This window comes from Corynebacterium sp. c8Ua_99 (assembly GCF_039907185.1).
Taxonomy (GTDB): domain Bacteria; phylum Actinomycetota; class Actinomycetes; order Mycobacteriales; family Mycobacteriaceae; genus Corynebacterium; species Corynebacterium jeikeium_D.
The window spans coordinates 36,084-52,503 of the sequence record NZ_JASBOG010000002.1 but is presented as its reverse complement, the minus strand read 5'-3'; the positions used below and the strand labels follow the sequence as shown (position 1 = coordinate 52,503).

Genomic DNA, 16,420 nt, shown 5'->3' with positions numbered 1-16,420 from the left:
GATTGACTATGAGTACCCGAATGCGTTTTACGCAAACGCTCCTTTTCCGCGTTATTGTCGCGATTATTCTGGGCATTGTCTGCAGCTTTTTCTTCCCGGACTGGCTGGCTCGAATTTTTGTCACTTTCAATGGCCTCTTTGGTAACTTCCTGGGCTTCTTTATCCCGGTGCTGATTTTTGCCCTCATCACGCCGGCGATTGCTAGCCTGGGCCGCGGCGCCGGAAAGTGGCTGGGTATTACCACTGCTATCGCCTACGGCTCGACGGTGTTTTCGGGTCTATTGGCCTACGCCGCCACCCAGGGGCTCTACCCTTGGCTGCTCGGCGCTGATCAGGCCGGCACATCGGTGGATATTGATGAGGGCGCGCTGGAGAGCTTCTTCAATGTGGAGATGCCACCGCCGTTTGACGTCATGACCGCCCTGTTGCTGGCTTTCACGGTCGGTGTGGCGATGACCACCGTGAAGTCGGACTCGCTCTACCGCGGTGCGACGCAGCTGCGCGACGTGATTATGAAGATCATCTCGGCGTTTATCATCCCGCTGCTGCCGATTTACATCTTCGGCATGTTCCTGTCTATGGGCATGAACGGCAACCTGACCACGACGCTGTCGATGTTCTTCAAGGTGCTGCTTCTGGCAGTCATCGGCACCGTGCTCCTGTTGGCAATCCAGTTCTCCATCGCTGGCGCCATCGCTGGCCGTAGCCCGTGGACGTCCCTGAAGAACATGCTGCCGGCTTACGTCACCGCACTCGGCACCTCCTCCTCGGCCGCTACCATTCCGGTGACTTACAAGGCCGCGCTGAAGAATGGTGTCTCGGAGAAGGTCGCAGGCTTTACCGTGCCGCTGTGCGCGACCATTCACCTGGCCGGTTCGATGATGAAGATCACCCTGTTCGCGTTTGCTGTGATGTTTATGGCGGACAAGCCGCTTTCGCCGGGCATGGCCATCGGCTTCATTCTCACTTTGGGTATCACCATGATCGCGGCTCCGGGCGTTCCGGGTGGCGCAATTATGGCCGCGGTCGGAGTGCTGCAGTCCATGCTCGGCTTCGATCAGGAGCAGGTCGCTTTGATGATTGCCGCCTACATCGCCATCGACTCCTTCGGTACCGCATGTAATGTCACTGGTGACGGTGCAATTGCCATGATTGTTAACCGCTTTGCCAAGGATGATGTCATCGACCGTTCCGAAGAGCTCAGCTTCGACGCTGAAGAGGCCAATTCCGCATCTTCCACAACCGAGGCCTAACTGGCTTCGGTGCATATGTAAAAATTAAAGAAAACATCCACCGGTCAACCCCGTCGCAATCTTTCAAAAGGCCTTCTTATGGGCCGATGCGGCGGGTGTTGGCATACATGTAAGGGGCCCGCCTTGGACTTCATTTCGACTCGCGACCCAGAGCGCACGCCGCACAAGTTCTCAGACATTCTCCTGGGAGGTCTCGCTAACGACGGTGGCCTCTACCTGCCGGTCGAGTACCCACAGGTTGACGATGCCACTTTGACGCGTTGGCGCTCCGTGCTTGTCGACGACGGTTACGCAGCCTTGGCTGCAGAGGTCGTCAGCCTTTTTGTGGACGACATTCCACTGGAGGATTTGCGCGGTATCTGTGCACGGGCGTACACCTACCCGAAGTTCTCCGATCCGGATATTGTGCCGGTGACGAAGCTGGAAGATCAGCTCTACATCGGTCACTTGTCCATGGGCCCCACAGCGGCATTCAAGGATATGGCGATGCAGCTGCTCGGTGAGTTCTTCGAGTATGAACTGGCTCGTCGTGGCGAGACCCTGAACATCCTCGGCGCCACCTCTGGTGACACGGGTTCCTCGGCCGAGTATGCAATGCGCGGCCGTGAGGGAATCAGCGTGTTCATGCTAACTCCGGCTGGTCGAATGACCGCCTTCCAGCAGGCTCAGATGTTTGGTCTGCAGGATGCCAACATTCACAACGTCGCCCTCGACGGTGTCTTCGACGATTGCCAGGACATCGTTAAGGCGGTCTCCGGTGACTTGGAGTACAAGGCCAGCCGCCACATTGGCGCAGTCAACTCCATCAACTGGGCTCGCCTGATGGCTCAGATCGTGTACTACGTCTCCTCGTGGATTCGTGTCACTGGCGGCAACGACGCTGAGGCGAACAACGCGCAAAAGGTCAGCTTCAGTGTGCCGACCGGCAACTTCGGTGATATTTGCGCCGGCCATATTGCGCGCCAGATGGGTGTGCCAATTGACCGCCTGATTGTGGCTACCAATGAAAACGATGTCTTGGATGAGTTCTTCCGCACGGGTGCCTACCGCGTGCGCAGCGCTGCGGAGACGCAGGCTACCTCTTCCCCATCGATGGATATCTCCCGCGCGTCTAACTTCGAGCGTTTCATCTTCGATCTGCTGGGACGCGATGCTGAGCGCACTGCAGACCTCTTTGGTGTCAAGGTCAAGGAGGGCGGCTTCTCGCTTACTGCTGATCCAATCTTCCCAGAGGCTTCTGCCCAGTACGGTTTCCTCTCCGGTCGCTCGACTCACGCTGACCGCGTCGAGACCATCAAGGACTGCTGGGAGCGCCTAGAGGTCATGGTCGATCCGCACACCGCTGACGGCATCCACGTCGCCCGCGGCCTGGTAGACCAGGTATCCACCCCAATCGTCTGCCTGGAGACCGCCCTGCCGGTAAAGTTCTCCGAGACCATCCTGGAGGCCACCGGACGCGAGCCGGATTGCCCGGAGCGTTTCGCGGACATCATGAATGCCCCGCGCCGCGTTACCGAGCTGCCGAATGATGTCGATGTGGTGAGGAAGTTCATCGACGACAACGTGGCTTAAAACCGGGCATAGCCCAACGTCACCCCCATCCGCGCAGCAACGATGTGGAATAGTGCCCTCTTTTTTAAGGGCAAACGGCATTATCTTGGGCTATAGGGCTGTTATTACCCCCGTGATTACCTCACAATTGTTCACATGAGTTTCACTCGAGTTAATAGCCGTCCTATGCCCCACGCGCCCGCTTCCTCTCCGCAGGAAGGTTCCCAAAAGACCACCACGGTCTCGCGGGCGCTGGCCGACACACTGGCCCAGCACTGCGACCACTGCTTCGGTCTCATCGGCAACGCGAACTCCCACTTCACGTCAGCCCTTACTGAATCGGGATTCGGCTACTCCTCCGTCCGACACGAATCGGCTGCTGTCGGGGCCGCCGATGCCTTCCACCGTGCAGGCGGAGGGCTTGCTATCGCGACCGCTACTTGCGGCGCAGGATTCACCAATGCGCTAACCACTCTGGCCGAGGCCCGAGTAGCCCGTATTCCGCTGATTTTTGTCGTCGGCACGCACCCGGAACGCCCACGTCCCTTTGACCTTAATCAGGCGGCGCTCCTCGACGCCCTCGACGTCTGTCATCGCACCGTTACTCCCGAGTCCGCGCTTGACGACGCAAACTTTGCGGTCCAGCACGCACTGAGTTCTCGGCAGCCTGTCGTGCTGCTGCTCCCCTATGACATCCAAGAAGCACCGATAACGGCATCTGCATCTGAAACACAGTCGGCTAACCAGGAACATCTGCACACGGGCCGACCAGAATGGCTGGAGTCAACTGTCACGTCGCTGGCCGAGGAACTGCAGACCGCCCGTCGCCCTCTCATTATTGCTGGTAGAGGTGTGCTGCTCTCTGATACCGCAGAGCTAGTCCGCCGCATCGGGGACAGCGTGGGGGCACTGTTTATGCACTCAGCGATGGCTCGTCATGTGCTTTCCAGTCCGTGGCAGATCGGCACCGTGGGCGGTTTTGCGCATGCGTGGCAGGTGGAGCTAGCTCGACAGGCCGATGTGGTGCTGTTCCTGGGAGCAAGCTTTAACGCTTTCCAAAACCGTGGCGGCAACATGTTTGCACCGGACGCGAAGATTATCCAGGTTGTCGACGAGCCCCATCCCGCCGCTCAGCCGTCCGTGACACCGCTATTGGCTAAGTTGGAGGAACTTCTGCCCGTACTGGCAGAGCAGCTGGAGAAGCCCCGGGGGGCGTCGTCAAGCACATGGCGTGCGGAGTTGAAGACACTGCCGACGACAGCGGAGGTCGAGTCCCTGACGTGCGCGGATGGCCGGTTGGATCCGCGGGCGTGCCTGCAGTATCTGAATCGTATCCTGCCCAATCAGCGCGCTGTGTGTACTGACGGTGGCCATTTCCTGGGGTGGGTACCGAAGTATCTCGATGTGCCTGGTCCGCAGCAGCAAGTGATTGTGGGCACGGCGATTCAGTCAATTGGTTTGGGGATGGGGTCGCTTGTCGGCCTCGCGGCAGCGCGGCCCGAGGACTATTGCGTGCTAGTCGCCGGTGACGGTGGCGGCACGATGGGTATTGCGGATTTACCTGCGGCGATTGAGCAGCTGCGACGTGGTCGTGGCGGTTGCGTGGTGTTCATTAACGATGCTGCCTACGGCGCGGAGCTGCACCAGTTTGGCGATGTCGGGTTGGACACCTCGTCCATGGAGATTGCCGACTACGACTTCGCCGCAGTCGGACGTGCCTATGGCGCTCACGGTTTCAGTGTCGGCACACCTGAGGACTTTGCCCAGCTCGACGCCTATTTCCATGACGTTTCCAACTCCGATGAGGCCTCCGTTGCCGTAATTGATTTCAAGGTCTCACGGCTGGTGGTTGCGGACTTCGTGAAGGAAGTTCTGGCTAAGGCACAAAGGTAGATTGCCGCAGGCATAATCGGGCTGCCTAGAACCCCCGGTGCGACCCAACTTCAGGCCGGTTGGTTGATGGGGTCTACAATGTGGCGAGTGGTAAAGCAGCGTAACGGTAAAGATCAAATTTCATCAACAGATCAGCCCGCCACAGCGGTGGCAAAGGACCCGCGCGAGCACGTCACTGGCCGCGCGATTGCCGTCTGGCTGGCGGCGCTGATTACCTACATCGTTGCCATCGTCGGCCGCACCTCCATGGGTGTCGCTGGCGTCGAGGCGCTCGATCGCTTCCATATCAACGCCTCCCAACTCGCGCTGTTCACCGCCGTGCAGGTTGGCGTCTACGCCCTGGCGCAGATTCCGACGGGCATCATCATTGACCGCGTCGGCGCCAAGAAAACGATGGTCGTGGGCGCACTGATCATGGCGCTGGGCCAGGTCATCATCGCGTTTACGACATCGTATCCGCTGGCTGTCATTGCTCGTGTGTTCATCGGCGCCGGCGATGCCACCGCATTCCTCGGTGCTATGCGGCTGCTTCCCGCGTGGTTCCCACTGCGCGTCACTCCGCTGTTCACGCAGCTCACGGCTGGTCTTGGCCAGCTCGGCCAGTTCATCTCTGCGGTCCCGTTCCTCGCGATTCTGCACGCCGCGGGGTGGGTGCCCGCGTTCTTGTCGCTGAGCACCGCGGGTCTTCTCATCGCTATCGTAGGCATGATCGCGCTTGCCGACGTCCCGGAGAACTCCTCCACAGCCAAGATGTCACTTCGTAAACGCCGCGCCGCCAAGAAGGCCGCGAAGACGGCTGCCAATGGCGGGACCTCTGCCGCAGCCGACGAGAAACTGACTATCGGCCAGACTCTGAAGATTGTGACCACTCACCCGGTGTGCTGGCAGGGTTTCTTCACTCACTGGACTGGTTTGATGCATCAGTGCATCTTCACATTGCTGTGGGGCATGCCTCTGATGATGCTGGGTATGGGTCTTAAGCCCTCCGAGGCCAGTGTGGTGCTGGTCGTTAACACGCTGTCAGTAATTATCGCCGGGCCGTTGATGGGCATGGTCTCGGCACGCACCGGCCGCGACCGTATCAAGGTTGTTGTCGCAATCGCGTTTATCAACATGGCCGTCTGGATTGTGTTCCTGGCACCGAGCAACCCACCAGCGTACTGGGCAATTATTGTAGTCAACATCCTAATGGCCGGTCTTGGTGCAATGTCCAACTTCGGCTTTGACTCAGTGCGCGAAGAGGTCGATCGCAAGGTACTCGCCACAGGCACTGGGTTGGCGAATATGGGCGGTTTTGTGGCCACCATGCTCGCTGCACAAGGTGTCGGCTTCCTGCTGGATATTGCAGCTCCCGATGGAAATTACACCTGGGAGACCTTCCGCATTGGCTGGTTGGCTGTCGTCGGTGTGTGGGTGATTGGTTTCGTTGGCCTGCTGGTGGCAAAGCGTGCGGCGGCACGCTTTGTCGCCCAGCAGAGCCGTTTTGAGCTGGAACCTACGGAGTAGGAACTACAGGAAGTCGAGAGACGGAGCGGCTAGAACAGCGAAAGCTGCTCTGGTCCTTCCAGTCCCTCCGAGTCATCCGAGTCCTCCGAGTCCTCCGATTGCCCAGAGGAGTCTGCGCGGCCGCTATCCGCCGTGCGTTCGCTGCCATCGGTCTGAGCACCATGGGAAACGCGCTCACCGGTGTCAGTTTCGGAGGCTGCGTTCTCCGGGACGTCGTCAAGCGAAGGCGTTGGCGCTACGGCCTCACGCTCATACATTTCCTGCAGCTTCTCGGTCTTGGTAATGCGGACTAGCTCGGCGTAGATGACCAGCTTCATGGAACTATTGACCAGTGGCCCCAGCTGGGAAAACAGGACATCGACGTCGCCGTCAACCGCGAGGCAAGCGCGACGCAGGCTCTCCTCGGAAATAATCCAGCGAGAAGTTTCCGCGCAGGTTTCGCGGTCGCCGATGAAGTCCAACGCGAGGGCAACCTGGTTGCTGGCGACGCCATCCAATGTGGCAGCCAGGCGCTCGTTAGGTGCGGCATCCTTGAACAGGCGGGCAATCTGGACTGCCTCCGCCGTCGGCACCTGGCCAGCGGCATACTCAGCGATGAGTTCGGCCATGCGCTGAGCACCGACGTGCTGATCAGTCAGCCAGATGTCGTGCAAGGCATACATGATGGCCATGGCTTGCCAGGAGGCGTGCCCATGGTAGAGAATGCCCAAGATGCCGGCCTGCTCCAGCAGCCAACCGACCATCGCTTCCCCATCGGCGCCATTGCGAGCGCAGAGGTTGTCGACATTCCAAGCCATATGCCCTTCGACACAGCAGCCATAGAACTTCTGATCTTCCTCCAGCTGCGCGGCCAGTGACACTACTTCACGCGCGGCATACGGGTAGCCGTAGGCAAGGGTGGCATGCGACAGATCATCGACGCCCATGGTCACCCACGGAAACTCGCCGTGCCACGGACCGCGACCAACGAGGAAGCCCGCCGCGAGATACGCCCATCGGGTCGAGGCATCAGCGTTGTACCAGTACTGCAGTGCGCGCGGCGTCGGATGCCCGCTGTCAGCGTGAATCAATCCCGCGTTGACCAGCATCTCCACAATCCAGGGCGCCGCGAAAGCACTCGCCCCTATTGACGCTGCGAAGTCCTGAATCCACAGCAGGCTCGATTCCTCATACATGTGCAACGGGTCCTTCAGGCGCCCGTCGCCGCTGCCCGCAGCATCCATAAACGCCGAAGCAAACGCCACCGCAGCCACCGAAGCTTCGGTCAATTCCTTTGACTCCAGCGTTGCCGGGAAAGACTCCGTCGGATGCGGCTTACGAATCGACCACATGTCGCCCTTGAGCGCGAGCGCGACTGCACCCACCAGGCGGGCAACCACTGTCGATTCGTTGCGTGCTTCCGATTCTTGCTCAAATGTCGGCATCGCCGGTTCTTCTAGCACAGTCAGCAGCAGACGCTCTTCGGCCCAGCGCACTGCGTCGGCACGTAGTTCAGACCACATATAGGAGGGCAAGTACTTCTCGTCGGTTGCCATCCAGCGCAGCTCATTGCGAATATCCACCGGAGCTGTCATCACCAGAGCCCGCACCTTCACCGGATCGCAGAGGAAGCCTGCAATGTGCTCCACCTGGCGAGCCTGCACATTCCGCACCGTTAAATCGCTGGCGTTCAGAGCTCGCGATGTGCCCTCTCCCGGCGCGTTATCCGGCTCCAGCCCCATGCGCTCCATACGGCGACTCAGCACATCCGCTGGCATATTCGCCACCAAGTCGGCGACGCGGAAGCTGAGGCTCGGTTCCGCCGGGAACACCTCCGAAATATGTGGCGGCACATGCCACACGCCCGCCGGTTCCTCCCACACGAGCCCCTGACGCTGGCCACGGCGTAGCACATGCTCAAGCTGCTGCTTGCCGACGCGACGACGCTTGCGGTCAACGCCCTTCGGCGTATCGTGCGCCATCACGTCCGCATCCGATGCCCAATAGGCCACTTCTGTGAGGGTATCCAGCGATGCGGAATCCTCCAGAATATGAACCAAGTGCGCCACATCGAGAACATCGGGATCACAAAAAGACAGCGCTGTATGCGCTGAATCCTGTGACATCAGCAATTCCACCGCCTCTTGCCCAGCAGCTGAGGTGTCAGCTGCTGGGCACGTGCGGCTCAATAAAAAACGCAGGTCAGTGCCATCGAGGTTGAGAATGAAATCCTCATACCTAGGGCGTACCGAGTAATCGACGTTGCGTTCCATAGCCCACCATTATGCCCGGTCGCCGTGCTAAGACAAAGGCTGCACCCCGCTGCCACATATTGAGCCTCGCAGCGAGGTGCGGCAGACCTCTGCCCGGCCTACTCGTGGTCGGGGTTCTCCTCACCCCAAAACACGCGATTGACGACACGGCTGGAGTGACGAGTCAGACGCAAATAGTGCTCAATAAAACCGTTGGAATCCGATGCTTCCCACCCCGCCGCACCTGCGACCTGAGTCAGCTGACGCCCCGGCTGTGGCAGCTGATCCGTGCGTTTACCACGCGTGAGCACCAGCGCGTTACGAGCATTCGTCGCCATCAGCCAGGCATCCCGAAGTGCGTCGGTATCTTCCGCATCTAGAATTCCGCGGTCTTTCAGCACTTCCAGACACTCCAACGTCGAAGTGTTGTGCAACTCCGGCACCTCGTGGGCATGCAGCATGGTTAGCAGCTGCACAGTCCATTCAATATCGGTCAGTGCACCGGAACCGAGTTTGGTGTGGGTACGGCGATCGGCTCCGCGAGGCAGCCGCTCGGAATCAACACGCGCTTTCATACGACGGACATCGCGGACCATCTTGGCATCAGCTCCGCCCTGTGGGTACCTCAGCGGATCGATGGCCTTAAGGAAGCGGGTGCCCAGGTCTTTGTCGCCGGCAATCCAGGTAGCCCGTAGCAGTGCCTGAATCTCCCAGGTTTCACCCCAGCGCTCGTAGTAGGTCACATAGGAATCCAGGGTCCTGACGATCGGGCCCGAGCGTCCTTCTGGGCGCAGGTCCACGTCGACCTCCAATGGCGGGTCCTGGCTTGGCTTTGCCAGCCTACGACGCAACGAGTCACAAATCCTGGTTGCCCACTTGACCGCCTCGGAATCGTCGACAAGCGGCGTGCCATCAGCGTCCTTGCGGGGTTCACAGATGAACATCACGTCGGCATCGGAGCCGTAGCCCAGTTCAGCACCGCCGAGTCGCCCCATACCGATTACGGAGATAACGCCCGGGACCTCCGAGTCAGGATGCTCCAGCGACCATGCACGGATTTCGGCGGCGAGGGCAGCTTCGAGCACGTTGTCCCACACCATCGACAGAGAGTGACAGACCTCTTGCACATCCATCAGCCCGAAAAGATCCGCGGAGGCAATGCGCGCGAGCTCTGCACGGCGCAACGCACGTGCCACACCAATGGCCTTAGCTGGACTGTTGTGACGGGCAGCCGCTGCGACCAGCGCACGCCCGACTGCATCGGAGTCGGTATTCAGTAGCTTCGGCCCGGATGCACCGTCGCCGAACCGTTTAATTACGTCCGGCGCACTCATAATCAGATCAGACACGTACGGCGAAGAACCGAGCACACGCATCAGCCGCTGGCCGACGACGCCCTCATCGCGCAGCGTACGCAGGAACCACGTTTCGTCGTGGAGCTGCTCAGAGAGCTTGCGATAATTGAGCAGACCCGCGTCGGGATCTGGCGTCGACGATAGCCACTCCATCAGCGTCGGTAGCAGCATCGCCTGAATACGCGACTTGCGCGAGGTCCCCGCCGCCAGCGCAGAAAGATGCTCGTAGGCGCGATCCGGGTACTGATAGCCCAGCGCGGCCAGCTGGCGCTTTGCCGCATCGGCCGATAGCTGCAGGGTTCCAATATCCTGCTCCACCACGGAGTTCAGCAGTGGACGGTAGAAAAGTTTGTTGTGCAGGGAGCGAATCTGTGAGCTGGCCAGTCGAACCTGTTTGGCCAGCGGTTTGCTGGCATCGGTGCCACCCTCTCCGACGATGCCAGAGGCGCGGCCAAGCCACTGAAGAGCTTCAGTGTCGTCCTCGGCAGGCAACAAATGCGTTCGCCGCATCTTCTGCAGCTGCAGGCGGTGCTCTAGTAGACGGACGAACTCGTAGGCGTTAATCAGCGCGGCACCGTCTTCGCGACCGATGTAGCCAGCCTCGACAAGTGCGTCGAGTGCCATCACAGTTGGCAGCACGCGGAGGCTATCGTCATAGCGACCGTGAACCAGCTGCAGCAGCTGCACCGCGAACTCGACATCACGCAGACCACCGCGACCGAGTTTAAGCTCTCGGTAGCGAAGCTCTTCGGGGACGTTTTGGACCACGCGGGCGCGCATGCGCTGAACATCATCGACGAAGGATTCCCGCTGAGAGGCGGTCCACACCATCGGGGCCAGAGCATCGATGTATTCACGGCCCAGCTCGACATCGCCCGTCATCGGACGCGCCTTCAGTAACGCCTGGAACTCCCAAGTTTCGGCCCAACGCTTGTAGTAAGCGACGTGGGAATCCACGGTGCGTACAAGTGCACCCGACTTGCCCTCCGGGCGGAGATTCGCGTCGACCTCAAAGAAGCAGTGACAAGAAATCCGGATAAATTCACTGGCCAAACGAGTCGCTCGGGCATCCGCCGGCTCTGCGACGAATATGACATCCACATCGGAGATGTAGTTCAGCTCTTCCGCACCGCACTTACCCATGGCGATTACGGCCAGGCGTGTTGAGACCGGCGACGAAGGAAAGACCTGCTGAACAGCCACAGACAGTGCAGCCGTCAACGCTGCATCAGCCAGATCACTGAGTGCCTCCGAGACCTGACGGAATGGGACTTGTGGCTGTCCCGGACGGCGAGGACCCCGTGGGTACGTGCCAGCCAAGTCGTAGCACGCAATACGCATAATCAAGTCGCGGTAGGCGCACTGCATCGCAACTTCGGCCTCACGGCCGGTAAGCTTCGCACGGTACAAACCGGGGCCTTCAAGCGTGGCGGGCGCAACGACGGGCTTGCGATACTCCGGATCCTCCTTCTTTTCCAGACTGGCCTCATCAGTGAGTTCAATGACCTCTGGCACAGCCCCGACGCTGGAGAGCATCTCGCGGAACATGTCTGCCTCAGTTGGAAGCTCGGCTTGGAGCAAAACCCACTTTTTTGGGTGTGCGACCAGGTGATCGCCCAGTGCACTCGAGCCTCCGAGCAGCGCAAACATACGCGTACGCAGCGGCACCTGCTCGCGCATGGCCTCATCTAGACCGGACCAGGTGGCCCAGTCCTCCAGCTTTCCCTGCTGCTCCAGCTCGTCGAGAGCGCCTTTCAGCCGCACTAGCGCCATGAGCGCCAGTTTGGGGTCGCTGGCCCCGGCAAGCCCCCACAACAGCTGTAGGGACTCCTCGTTGTACCACCCCAAATCTTCCAGGTCAGCGCGCGTCCGATCGTCGTTACGCAAGCCCAGCGCTGCGGGCCGCGGCACTGACTGGCGGGATGTGCGAGGTCGATTCATCACCATTGAAACTGGTCACCCAAAAAAACAAATTAAAGACGAAAAAGGAAGGGAGCGGTACGGGGAAACTAATAATCCAGGGTTGTGCGCAGCTCCCACTGCGTCACCTGACGCTGGAACTCGCGCCACTCGCGCCACTTATTGAGCAGGAAGAACTCGTAAACATGGTCACCGAGAGCATCGGCCACCAGATCGGAGCGTTCCATCTCCTGCAGCGCCACCTCCAGGGATGTCGGCAAATCGCGGTAGCCCATCGCACGTCGTTCCCGCTTGGTCAACTCGGAGATGTTGTCCTCTGCCTGCTCCGGAAGCTGGTAGCCCTCCTTAATTCCCTTCAAACCGGCGGCCAAAATCACCGAGTAAGCAAGATACGGGTTACAGGCCGAGTCCAAGGAACGAATTTCCACCCGGCGCGAATGTGCCTTACCCGGTGAGTACATGGGCACACGCACGAGAGCCGAGCGGTTGGCCATGCCCCATGTCGCGGACGTCGGAGCCTCATCGCCAAATGCCGTGCGCTTGTAGGAGTTGACCCACTGATTGGTCACAGCGGAAATTTCGCTGGCGTGGGTCAGAATGCCGGCAATGAAACCCTTTGCAGTGTCCGAGAGCTGGTTTTCATCATCCGGGTCGTGGAATGCATTAGTGTCCCCTTCAAAGAGGGAAATATGAGTGTGCATGCCATTGCCCGGCAAATCCTGGAAAGGTTTCGGCATGAATGTCGCCTGCACACCATTTTTCATTGCGATCTGCTTAATGATGTAGCGGAAAGACATCACGTTATCCGCCATAGTCAGCGGATCGGCGTAGCGCAGATCGATTTCCTGCTGACCCGGCGCATTTTCGTGATGGGAGAACTCCACAGGGATTCCCATGTCTTCCAACACCGTGATCGCCTCTTGGCGAAAGCGGGGTGCGCGGTCGTAGACCGCCTGGTCAAAGTAACCGCCATTGTCCGTTGGCACCGGCGGCTTTCCATCAGTAGCCAGACTCTCTACGAGGAAAAACTCAATCTCCGGGTGGATGAACGCGTGGAAGCCCTCGTCGGCAAGCGCCTTAATTTGGCGGCGCAGCACCTGGCGTGGATCTGCCCACGACGGCTGCCCGTCGGGCATGACAATGTCGCAGAACATGCGCGCGGACGTGATTGTGTCTTCTTTATGTAGACGCGGCATGACCTGGAACGTCGAAGGATCCGGTTGCGCGATAGTGTCAGCCTCGGAAACGCGGGAAAAGCCCTCCACCGCGGAGCCATCGAAACCAATGCCCTCTTCAAAGGAGCCCTCGAGCTCAGCCGGTGCGACGGCAACGGACTTCAGATACCCCAAAATATCGGTAAACCACAGACGGATATAACGGATATCTTGCTCTTCGATTGCGCGGAGGACGAATTCCTGCTGACTGTTCATACTTTCCAACGTTACCCAGGTGCCCGGATTCGCGGTACACATTTTGACCATCCGGCGTGGCTAGCCAACTGCCGCGCCCGTGTCATAACCGCTGCCCTCGTGGCCTCGAATTGCGGGTGACTATGGCATGCTCTATTGACATGAGCGGAAAAAAGATTCGTCTGAATAATCTGGCCGAATGGAAGGCTGAGTCTCGCCCCTGGGCAATGCTGACTTGCTACGACTACTCCACCGCGCGCGCTTTTTCCGCCGCCGGTGTCGAGCTGCTGTTGGTCGGCGACTCTGCAGCAAACGTTGTCTACGGCTACGACACCACCACCGAGATCTCGCTGGAAGAAATGATCCCGCTTGCTCGCGGTGTCGTCCGGGGCGCTGGCAACGCACTTGTGGTTGCCGATTTACCCTTCGGCACTTACGAGGCCTCCGATGAGCAGGCCGTGCTGTCCGCCGCGAAGATGATGCGCGAAACCGGCGCACACATGATCAAGATCGAAGGTGGCGTTCGTATCGCTCCGCGCATCCGTGCGCTGGTCAACGCCGGCATTCCGGTCATGGCGCACATCGGTTTCACCCCGCAGTCCGTCAACGCGCTGTCCGGATTCAAGGTACAGGGGCGCGGTGCGGGGGCGGAACAGCTGCGTGCCGACGCCCATGCGGTAGCCGATGCTGGTGCCGCGGCCGTGGTCCTTGAGATGGTGCCTGCGGATCTGGCCACCGAGATTACCCGCGAGCTATCCATCCCAACCTGTGGCATTGGCGCTGGTAACCAGTGCGATGGCCAGGTTCTCGTCTGGCAGGATGCCTTTGCAGTTCCGGCCGATGGCCGCAGGCCGTCGTTTAGTTCGGTGTTCGAAGAGGTCGGCGAGATGCTGACCAAGGGAGCGAAGCAGTATGTCGACCAGGTGCACTCCCGCGAGTTCCCTACTGAGGCGCAGAACTTTTCGGGTTAGCTCTTCGATTCGGGGGTAGAATTAGTGGTTATGGCATCTAAGTCTGGTTCTAAGTCCAAAACTCCAACTGCGGCGTTGGAGGTGGAATCTAAGTTCTCAGCTACCCCAGAAGTGGTAGCCCCATCGTTCGATTTCGTTCCACAGGTTGGCTCCACCACCACTGAGGTGCGAAATCTCTCCGCGATTTACCTGGACACGGCGGACCTGCGTCTGACCCGGTCCAAGCACACTCTGCGTCGCCGAACGGGCGGCCCCGATGAGGGGTGGCATCTGAAGGCGCCGGGTACCGGCGGTCGCCTCGAATATGGCGTCGGCCTGGAAGAGGGCTCTGTTAACGGTGAAGGCCGCGATGCTGACTACATCGTGCCTACCGAGTTGCTTGCTCCCGTGCGCGCAATTGTGCGCAATCACCCGCTGCAACCAATCGCGCAGGTAGACAATGAGCGCCACGTCACCACGGTGTTTGCCCTCGATGGCACGCCCATGGCGGAGTTTGCGGATGATCACGTCACGGCGACTTCCTTCCTCGATGGCGGCGAAACCACTACCTGGCGTGAGTGGGAGATTGAGCTGCTCGGGGATTGGGCAAATCACCCGGACGGTAAGGCCGTAATGGCAGCGATGTCCAAGGTCGCTGAGGTGGCTGGCGCCGTGCCGTCGGAAAGCCCTTCGAAGTTGGCGACGGCGTTGGGTGACTCCATCGACTCCGCTCCCCTGCCGCCGGTTCCAGCGAAGCTGCCGAAGGGCACTCCGGGGCGCACTGTGGTCGATGCGCTGGCCGCTAACGTGGCCAAGATGGTCGAGTACGACCCGAAGGTACGCCGCGATGAGTTTGACTCGGTGCATCAGATGCGCGTCGCCACTCGTGAGCTACGCAGTCACATGCAGACCTTCCACGGCATTGTTGTGGGCGATAAGGTCGCTGAGCTGGAAAGCAACCTCAAGCAGCTGGCGGGTGTTCTCGGCGTGGCTCGTGACGCTGAGGTCGTCGCTATGCGCTGGGAAGAGCTGCTGGCCAATCGCGAAAGCGCCGCTTTGGGCGAGGAGCTGCGCGCGAACCTTGTCGAGGATGTCCAGAAGGACTACGAGCGCGCCCATCACCGCGTTATTCTCGCGCTGAATTCCGGCGAGTACCTGCAACTTCTCGACGATCTCGATGAGTTCCTCGCCAATCCGCCAATTGCCGCAAATGCGGACGAGGCCGAGGCTGGGGAAAAGAAGTCTAAGAAGAAGGATGATTCGCTTGTCGACGGAGCGGAGAACGCAGACTCCGAGGATACGTCGGCAGCTGGTTCCGAGGTCGCGGCTGAGGCTGATACTGCAGCCGCCGATGCAGCAGCTTCCACAACCTCAGACAAGGCCGCACCGGAGAAGGTAGCGGCCCCGAAGGAACTCGACACCACTGCGGTGCTGCTCGATCACCTGCGCAGCGCGTTTTCGAAGTTCCGTCGTCGCCACAACCTGGTACTCGATGGCCGAGAGGATGCTGACCTTCCAGAGGCAGATTTGGACGAGCGTTACCACGATGTCCGCAAGGCTGCGAAGAAGCTCCGCTACAGCGCGGAAGCTGCTCAGAACGCGGACCTGCCGACCGAGAAGCTCTATGCTGCCTGCAAGAACCTGCAGTCGGTTCTCGGTGACTTCCAGGACACCTGTACTGCGCGCGACTTCGTGCTGGCTCGCGCGAAGCGTGCCTCCCGTGCGGGCAGGGACACGTTCGGCTACGGCGTGCTTTACCAGATGGAGTACTACGACGGCCTGAAGGCCCTGACTGAGTACGACGATGCCGTGGCAAAGGTTTTCAAGGCCTTCCGCAAGATGGAAAAGAAGATTAAGAAGGGCAAGAAGGCCTAAAGGCAAAGCCTTATTTCTCAGCTACGCCCCAGTCGTCATCTTCTTCATCCCAGTCGTCGGCCGCCTTGTTGCGCTCGGCGACTTTTTCCATGGCAGCGCGGGCTTCCTCTTCGGAATCGTAGGGGCCCATTCGGTCGTCCCAACCGGTTTTCTTCCCCTGAAACACCGTGCCCGTCGACGGCTGGTAGTACCACTTACTGCTGTTGTCGCTCACGATTTTTCTCCTCTTCCACATCGAGAACATGTCGAGTTATCAAGCGGTTCTGCCACCGCCAACTCCACAGATAAGCAAACTTGCAGAGAGGCAACCATTTGACTGCCATGTGCGCTGCGGCGACATAAAATCCCAGTATATAGGTTTGTCACTGTCCCCCGACCCGGGTATTATCGACGGAATTGTTCACCTTAGAACACAAGCGTTGAACGCGAACACTGCACACCAGCACTATGAGTCCGATCTCTGGAGAGGTTTCACCC

Annotated in this window: 10 protein-coding genes; 6 read left to right on the top strand and 4 right to left on the bottom strand. The window is 59.7% G+C overall.

The features are described 5' to 3' along the window. Window positions 1–8: 8 nt before the first annotated feature. The 4 genes from QKE19_RS01590 (at window position 9) to QKE19_RS01575 (ending at window position 6,203) form a co-directional block, all read left to right on the top strand. Window positions 9–1,253: a dicarboxylate/amino acid:cation symporter gene (locus QKE19_RS01590; RefSeq protein WP_347890196.1), complete on the top strand. Its 1,245-nt coding sequence runs from the start codon at window positions 9–11 to the stop codon at window positions 1,251–1,253. Window positions 1,254–1,376: 123 nt separating this feature from the next. Continuing rightward, on the top strand, window positions 1,377–2,825 hold the full coding sequence (thrC, locus tag QKE19_RS01585; RefSeq protein WP_347890195.1) for a threonine synthase: 1,449 nt from the start codon (window positions 1,377–1,379) through the stop codon (window positions 2,823–2,825). Window positions 2,826–2,960: 135 nt separating this feature from the next. Further along, window positions 2,961–4,697 (top strand): thiamine pyrophosphate-binding protein, encoded by a 1,737-nt coding sequence (locus QKE19_RS01580; RefSeq protein WP_347890193.1) that lies wholly within the window; start codon window positions 2,961–2,963, stop codon window positions 4,695–4,697. A gap of 78 nt (window positions 4,698–4,775) precedes the next feature. Beyond that, a complete protein-coding gene (locus QKE19_RS01575) occupies window positions 4,776–6,203 on the top strand; it encodes an MFS transporter (protein ID WP_256887249.1) in 1,428 nt (475 codons plus the stop codon). Window positions 6,204–6,232: 29 nt separating this feature from the next. Here the strand turns inward: QKE19_RS01575 and QKE19_RS01570 are convergent, their stop codons facing one another. The 3 genes from QKE19_RS01570 to QKE19_RS01560 all read right to left on the bottom strand — a co-directional run bounded on the left by QKE19_RS01570 (window position 6,233) and on the right by QKE19_RS01560 (window position 13,139). After that, on the bottom strand, window positions 6,233–8,455 hold the full coding sequence (locus QKE19_RS01570) for a hypothetical protein (protein ID WP_347890192.1): 2,223 nt from the start codon (window positions 8,453–8,455) through the stop codon (window positions 6,233–6,235). A gap of 98 nt (window positions 8,456–8,553) precedes the next feature. Then, the gene (locus QKE19_RS01565) at window positions 8,554–11,730 is read right to left on the bottom strand and encodes a bifunctional [glutamine synthetase] adenylyltransferase/[glutamine synthetase]-adenylyl-L-tyrosine phosphorylase (RefSeq protein ID WP_347890309.1); all 3,177 of its coding nucleotides are present in this window, start codon (window positions 11,728–11,730) and stop codon (window positions 8,554–8,556) included. A gap of 68 nt (window positions 11,731–11,798) precedes the next feature. Beyond that, entirely contained in the window at window positions 11,799–13,139 is a 1,341-nt protein-coding gene (locus QKE19_RS01560) for a glutamine synthetase family protein (protein ID WP_005511085.1), read from the bottom strand. Window positions 13,140–13,279: 140 nt separating this feature from the next. Between QKE19_RS01560 and panB the strand changes: the two genes are divergently transcribed. Together panB and QKE19_RS01550 are read left to right on the top strand one after the other, a co-directional pair. After that, window positions 13,280–14,089 (top strand): 3-methyl-2-oxobutanoate hydroxymethyltransferase, encoded by an 810-nt coding sequence (panB, locus tag QKE19_RS01555; RefSeq protein WP_101687482.1) that lies wholly within the window; start codon window positions 13,280–13,282, stop codon window positions 14,087–14,089. A 30-nt stretch (window positions 14,090–14,119) separates the two neighbouring features. Further along, window positions 14,120–15,943 carry a CYTH and CHAD domain-containing protein gene (locus tag QKE19_RS01550; RefSeq protein ID WP_070546228.1) on the top strand — a complete coding sequence of 608 codons (1,824 nt, stop codon included), beginning with the start codon at window positions 14,120–14,122 and terminating at the stop codon, window positions 15,941–15,943. Between the two features lie 10 nt (window positions 15,944–15,953). Here the strand turns inward: QKE19_RS01550 and QKE19_RS01545 are convergent, their stop codons facing one another. Further along, window positions 15,954–16,157, bottom strand: a complete 204-nt coding sequence (locus QKE19_RS01545) for an SPOR domain-containing protein (RefSeq protein ID WP_016423068.1) — start codon at window positions 16,155–16,157, stop codon at window positions 15,954–15,956. Between the last annotated feature and the right edge of the window lie 263 nt (window positions 16,158–16,420).